This window comes from bacterium, from assembly GCA_022616075.1.
GTDB lineage: Bacteria > Acidobacteriota > HRBIN11 > JAKEFK01 > JAKEFK01 > JAKEFK01.
The window spans coordinates 1-5833 of record JAKEFK010000343.1; the positions used below are offsets into that span (position 1 = coordinate 1).

Sequence of the window (5833 nt, forward strand, 5' to 3'; positions counted from 1 at the left end):
CCGGATGAAATGAATCGGCATATTCAGACTGTTATTATTGCGCCAATGACAAGTCAATCGCATGCCTATCCTAGCCGTGTGCCAGTTCGATTTCAGAACAAAAACGGCTGGATCGTATTGGATCAAATTCGCGCGGTTGATAAACGAAGACTAATTCGCAAACTTGGACATCTGAACCAGAAGACAATCCGAAGAATTAAGGCGGTGATCAAAGAAATGCTGGTTGATTAGTGGAAGCAGTTGCGTCAATTGGAACGAGTCTTCAATCGAGTGGGAGTTTCATTTTTTGCAAGAAGGCGCGGTAGCGCGGATCGTGCTCAATATTGCGCAGCAGCGGTTCGCCCTTTATTTGAGTGAGACCGCCGTCGCGCTGCTTGTAGGCGCGCTCGAGCCACTCGAAGGCTATGTCTGTTTCACCGCCGGATTTTGTAAGCCCGTGGACTCGCCGTGTTAACATTTAGCATCTTGACCGGAGCTAAACACTGAAAATAAAAGTTTTGGTGCTCGAACCGGATCTTTGGCGCTTTCTGGGAATTTTCCATTTGCTGGCGTCACAGCCGGAGATTCATTTTTTGGGTGAAAGGGACTATAACCGAATTCTTGCGTTTCCTAAGCCCTCTCCGGACTTCGATCCCGATATTGTACTGCTTTCGCACATTTTATTGCTCGATTTTGAACTTTTACTTCTACCCAGAATTAAATCATTGTTTCCGAACGCTCGAATTCTGGTTTACGGATACGACGGAAAGATTGAAACAATCGCCCAGGTTCTAGCCGCAGGCGCCACAGGTTACTTCTTGCTTACTTCGCCGCCCGTTGAGTTGATGAAAGCCTGTACTGTTGTGTACAAGGGCTTGATTTGGGCGCCGCGTGATGCGGTTGCTTTCATGTCGCACGCAAAGGCGCCATCGAAAGATAAAACTTTGAGTTCTAAGGGAATAATTACGGCCCATGAGCTTACCTTATTGCAGATGTTGCAAGAAGGATTGACGAACAAAGAAATTGCAAACAAACTTGGGGTGGCAGAAATAACCATTAAATCGCATCTCGCGAAGCTGTATCGCAGATTTAAGGTTCGATCGCGGCTTCAACTGCTTTCCTACGCCATCAGGAACAATCTTGTGCCCCACAAAAAAGAGAAGGATAGTCAATCCTGAGATTGTTTCGGCGAGCATCCCGCCTGTATACCTTCGTATATCCTTTCCAGGAAGCTTATACTTTTGATTAGCTCCAATATACCTAAAGAACGTTGACCTGTCGAGAAGACCGTGAGAGAGTGAACTACAGCATCCTATGACACCGATCAGAGCGCTTCTTCTTGAGCCGGATCTTTGGCGGTATTTGGGAATGAGTCAAATCCTGTCCATGGATCCTGATGTTAAATTTCTTGGTGAAAAAGAGTACACCAAGTTTTTAGGATCGAAAAAGGCTCCGATGGATTGCAATCCGAATGTAATCCTTCTTTCCCATGCTTTGTTGACGGATGTCAAATTCATATTACTATCGGAGCTCTATGCTAGATTCCCGGGTGTGAAGATCATGGTGCATGGCTACAACGCTGATTTCCGCGCCATTGCAGAAGTCCTGTCCGCAGGCGCCAAGGGTTATTTTGTGCTTACTTCCGGACCTGACAAGCTTCTGAAAGCCTGCCGAATCGTCCGCGAAGGTTCCATATGGGGTCCCAGTGAAGCTGTGGCGCTGATGATGGAGAATGCCAAACAGAGAAGAGGTTTGGCCTTCTTAGACGCCGGAGAAGTCATTCCGGTGAACGAGCTGACGATCCTTGAGCTCCTGAAACAAGGGATGACCAACAAAGAAATTGCCAATAACCTTGGCGTCGCTGAAATCACAATCAAGTATCACCTTACAAAACTTTACAAAAGATTTCATGTCAATACGCGCCTGCAATTGCTTGCCTATGCAATGGCAAATCATTTGATTTCTAATCGGGATCTGGAGTTACATCTACCCCGTTAGAATGAACTAGTCCGTTCTATCCAATAGTATAATTCTGTATCCAGCCGTATAGCCTGTTCTTGATTTTTGTTATTCCTTTAATCATCCTCTCCTATCCTTTTTGAAGTGGAACTCTGGACTGCGACGGAATTAGTTTCATTTCAGTAGAAGTTTTGACACGGAGGTGCCACCGTGAGGAAAAGTAATTCGATATTCTGGCTTGTAATTCCTTTGAGATTTCTTTTGGTCTTACTACTGACTGTCCTGCCGTTTTTTGGAATCGAGACAGCACAGGCTGCCGATACAACTTTTAGCGGTCAGGCAACTGTAGTCAGCGCAAATGTTTTGGGAAATGAGGTGGTTCTGTCCGACACAGGCCCTCTTCCTTCTTCGGGCGGAAGCCTGGAGGCATCGTTGTTGGAAGCAACCGTACCCGGTTTGCTGACGGCTGAAGTGCTTCATGCCTCAACGATTGGTCAGGGAAACACCAGTCGTTCGGAAGCTTCGGTAGCAAATCTAAGCCTGACAGTTGGAGGAAACACGATTACTGCAGACTTTTTGATGGCGCGTGCAGAAGCAAAATGTTCACAAGGTCGAGCCTTCATCAGTGGAAGCTCAGAGATTGTCAATGTGGTAATCAACGGTCAGCAGATTGTGGTTTCGGGGGCGCCGAATCAAACGATCGACTTACCAAACGGCCGAGTAGTAATCAATGAACAGACTACGTCGGTGGATGGAAAGACAAGTGCCATTACTGTCAATGCTTTGCACGTGACTGTTGATGGTATTGCCGATGTGATCATTTCCTCTGCGCACGCCGACATTAGTTGCAGAAACAATCCGGCATGCGACAAGGACTTCACTACTGGCGGTGGTTTTATCACGCTGCCAACTTCCGCACGTGCTAATTTTGGCGTAGCCGGCGGAATCAAGAACGGCGGATTCTGGGGTCATCTCACTTACATTGATCATGGAACCGGAATGAAAGTAAAAGGAACAGGTGTCACTGCCTACGTAGTTGTTAATAACACTACGCGACACATCGAAGGAACTGCGGAAATTAACGGTCAGGGCGGGTTTACGTATCAGGTGGATGTTTCAGATAACGGTGAGCCCGGCCGCAATGACACATTTAGCATCAGCCTTTCGAATGGTTACTTTGCAAGCGGTAAGTTATCCGGAGGTAATATCCAGTTGCACGTATGCAAGTAACCGGACAGTTCCGGGATTATTGCCGCGGGTCGGAGTTGCTACATGGGGCGCGAGCAATCGCGCCTTTCCTTATCTCTACTGTTTAGCAGATATCGGAAGTATTCATGTTGAAAAGTACATCAGATCGTCGTTTACTTCTTTGGGCTTTGTTATGGCACCGCGCGGCTTGCAGTCCGCCGTCCGGCTGATACCGAATAAAAAGGGCTGCTACAAGGAGCGATTCATCCCGCCCGGAAATGCAACAATATAGTGGAAACGAAATCATAGTGAGACCGTAAGTTTTTGTTGGGGCCTAACAATCATTCACATGGCGGCAAACACTTCTGCGATCTTCGCGGATGCACTCAGACGAATTGTGCCAGATTTGTGCCAACAAACAGCCGCAAAGAGAGAAAAATGGAATCAACAATCGGCAACCAGATACAAAGAGAAACAAAAATGCCGACGAGAACTTAATCCGCTGCTAAATCAGGAGTTACTTCTTTTTCGCGTTTCTGTTTCTCCCCTTCGGCATTTATTCGAACCCCCAGCCGTAAGTGATTGTTAGGGCTGGGTTTCTTTTTCTGCCTTCCCGACTTGTGCCAAATTTGTGCCATCCGCTTTCCGTAATCTCAAGAATTGCCTATAATTATAAAAGCATTATGATGTAATGCATGGCCGATGTTCGTTTCGAGTGGGACCCCAAGAAAGCAGCAGCGAATCTCAAAAAGCACCGGATTTCTTTTGAGGAAGCAACAACGGTCTTTTTTGATGAAAATGCTCTATTCATTAACGATCCTGATCATTCGGTAGATGAGCAGCGGTTTATTCTGATGGGGTTTAGTAATCGCCTGCGCATGTTAGTGGTCAGTCATTCTTATAGCGCGAACGATCAGGTGATCCGGATCATTTCCGCTCGCAAGGCGACAAGGAAAGAACAAAGGCAATATCACAAAAGGTGGGAACAATGAGGAAGGAATACGATTTTTCAAAAGCAAAACGCAATCCTTATACAAAATTTCTGAAGAAGCAGATTACAATCCGAATCGACAACGAGACAATCAAATACTTCAAAGCGCTCTCCAGCGAAACAGGAATTCCATATCAAAACTTAATCAATCTTTATCTCCGCAATTGTGCAGCAGAAAACAAAAAACTCTCTCTTCACTGGGGATAGCGCAAAGAACTGATTTCTATTCGCGGTTACGCCAGATTCATGCCAGCAACCGGCTGCAAGACGGCAAAAATAGCGTCAACAATCGACAACCAGTTCAATCGAGCGGGAGTTTCATTTTTTGCAGGAAAGCGCGGTAGCGCGGGTCGCGCTCCAGATTGCGCAGCAGCGGATCACCTTTCATTGTGGAAAGACCGCCATCGCGCTGCTTGTAGGCACGCTCGAGCCACTCGAAGGCTTTGTCCGTCTCGCGGCGAGCCAGAGTGATCGCATCATTGAAACGACCAAACGTACGTGAATGCCAGCAAAGATGCGCCGCTGACCACATCCGCATTTGCCGGCTCCAGTTCCAGCGCCCGTTTGTAGGCTTCATCCGCGCCAGTCCAGTCCCAGTCGTAAGGCCCTCTTGATCCATCCTCTGCGAGCATGAGCCTCGGCCAGGTTTGGATCCAGTTCCAGCGCCTTTTCGGCTTCCTTTCGTGCCTTCGCGTAACCTTCGTCTAACGGCACGTAGCCCCAACCCCCCTGACGACTGTGCGTCTCCGAGAGCCCCACCCAGGCGAGCGCATAATTCGGGTCGATCTGCAGCGCCTGCTCAAAGTAGCCAATCGCCTTCTGCAGATCTTCCTTGCTCCGCCGGTCGACGAAGTAGCGCCCCTGCAGGTATGCGTTGTAGGCTTCGGGATTTGTCTGCTGTGCTTTGGGAGTGCGGCCTCCTTCGAGTGTTACCTTCAACGCGCCTGCCACCGATGCGGCAATGTCGTCCTGGACGGCAAAGATGTTTTCCATCTGCCGGTCGTAGGTTTGTGACCATAAATGGGAGTCGGTTGCCACTTCGATCAACTGCGCCGTGATCCGCAACTGGTTTCCTGCTTTTCGTACGCTCCCTTCCAGCACATGCGTCACGTTCAGCTTTTGTGCGATTGTTTTGATGTCAACTTCCTTTCCTTTAAATGAAAAAGCGGAGGTGCGGGAGGTTACCTGCAGCTTCGGATTTCTTGACAGCACGTTGAGCAGCTCTTCGCTCAATCCATCGGAGAAGTATTCCTGTTCCTTATCCGCGCTCAGATTGGTAAACGGCAGAACCGCAATCGCAGTCTTGCCGGTTGGTGCCGCAGGCGCCGGCGGCTTGGCTCTGCGGCTGAGGTAGAAAATGGCTGCGGCAAGTAGCACTGCAACAACAGCAGCGATTGCAATCCAGCTCCGGTATGGAGCGGGGGCAACCTTGCCCGCAATTTCGGTCGGCGGACTGGAAGTCCGCCCTCCAACTGAGGTGTCGCGTCGCAACCGCTTCAAATCCGTTCGCATCTCCGCTGCGCTCTGATAGCGCAGGTTGCGGTCCTTCTCCATCGCTTTGGCGATGATCCGTTCCATCTCTGCAGGCACATTCGAATTCAACCGCACCGGCGCAAACCGGTTCCTTCGTAAAGATCGCTTCCAGCATCTCGCCCGTTGTTTGACCGTTAAATGGCAGCGCGCCGGTTGCCATCTCATAAAGCACAACTCCAAACG

The 5833-nt window shown here is 49.0% G+C and carries 9 protein-coding genes; 6 read left to right on the forward strand and 3 right to left on the reverse strand.

Annotation, left to right across the window (positions count from 1 at the left end; translation table 11 throughout):
• Nucleotides 1-231: type II toxin-antitoxin system PemK/MazF family toxin (locus L0156_26710; protein MCI0606592.1), on the forward strand; the 231-nt coding region annotated here is incomplete at its 5' end.
• 31 nt (nt 232-262) lie between these two features.
• Here the strand turns inward: L0156_26710 and L0156_26715 are convergent.
• Nucleotides 263-457, reverse strand: coding sequence for a hypothetical protein (locus tag L0156_26715; GenBank protein MCI0606593.1), 195 nt, complete (start codon nt 455-457; stop codon nt 263-265).
• A 43-nt stretch (nt 458-500) separates the two neighbouring features.
• Here L0156_26715 and L0156_26720 point away from each other — a divergent pair, with 43 nt between their 5' ends.
• The 5 genes from L0156_26720 to L0156_26740 all read left to right on the forward strand — a co-directional run bounded on the left by L0156_26720 (nt 501) and on the right by L0156_26740 (nt 4324).
• Nucleotides 501-1157 carry a response regulator transcription factor gene (locus L0156_26720; GenBank protein ID MCI0606594.1) on the forward strand — a complete coding sequence of 219 codons (657 nt, stop codon included), beginning with the start codon at nt 501-503 and terminating at the stop codon, nt 1155-1157.
• A 136-nt stretch (nt 1158-1293) separates the two neighbouring features.
• Entirely contained in the window at nt 1294-1977 is a 684-nt protein-coding gene (locus L0156_26725; GenBank protein ID MCI0606595.1) for a response regulator transcription factor, read from the forward strand.
• A 171-nt stretch (nt 1978-2148) separates the two neighbouring features.
• Nucleotides 2149-3168 (forward strand): hypothetical protein, encoded by a 1020-nt coding sequence (locus tag L0156_26730; GenBank protein MCI0606596.1) that lies wholly within the window; start codon nt 2149-2151, stop codon nt 3166-3168.
• Between the two features lie 653 nt (nt 3169-3821).
• Nucleotides 3822-4118 (forward strand): BrnT family toxin, encoded by a 297-nt coding sequence (locus tag L0156_26735; GenBank protein MCI0606597.1) that lies wholly within the window; start codon nt 3822-3824, stop codon nt 4116-4118.
• Entirely contained in the window at nt 4115-4324 is a 210-nt protein-coding gene (locus L0156_26740) for a BrnA antitoxin family protein (GenBank protein ID MCI0606598.1), read from the forward strand. Before L0156_26735 ends, L0156_26740 begins: the two co-directional genes overlap by 4 nt.
• Nucleotides 4325-4418: 94 nt before the next feature.
• Here the strand turns inward: L0156_26740 and L0156_26745 are convergent, their stop codons facing one another.
• A complete protein-coding gene (locus tag L0156_26745; GenBank protein ID MCI0606599.1) occupies nt 4419-4694 on the reverse strand; it encodes a hypothetical protein in 276 nt (91 codons plus the stop codon).
• Nucleotides 4691-5833: hypothetical protein (locus L0156_26750; protein ID MCI0606600.1), on the reverse strand; the 1143-nt coding region annotated here is incomplete at its 5' end. The genes L0156_26745 and L0156_26750, both read right to left, overlap by 4 nt.

What these genes read in the sequence shown, in the direction of transcription:
- L0156_26715 (MCI0606593.1), bottom strand. Translation starts at nt 457, where the DNA reads ATGTTAACACGGCGAGTCCACGGGCTTACAAAATCCGGCGGTGAAACA.
- L0156_26725 (MCI0606595.1), top strand. Translation starts at nt 1,294, where the DNA reads ATGACACCGATCAGAGCGCTTCTTCTTGAGCCGGATCTTTGGCGGTAT.
- L0156_26735 (MCI0606597.1), top strand. Translation starts at nt 3,822, where the DNA reads ATGGCCGATGTTCGTTTCGAGTGGGACCCCAAGAAAGCAGCAGCGAAT.
- L0156_26740 (MCI0606598.1), top strand. Translation starts at nt 4,115, where the DNA reads ATGAGGAAGGAATACGATTTTTCAAAAGCAAAACGCAATCCTTATACA.
- L0156_26745 (MCI0606599.1), bottom strand. Translation starts at nt 4,694, where the DNA reads ATGAAGCCTACAAACGGGCGCTGGAACTGGAGCCGGCAAATGCGGATG.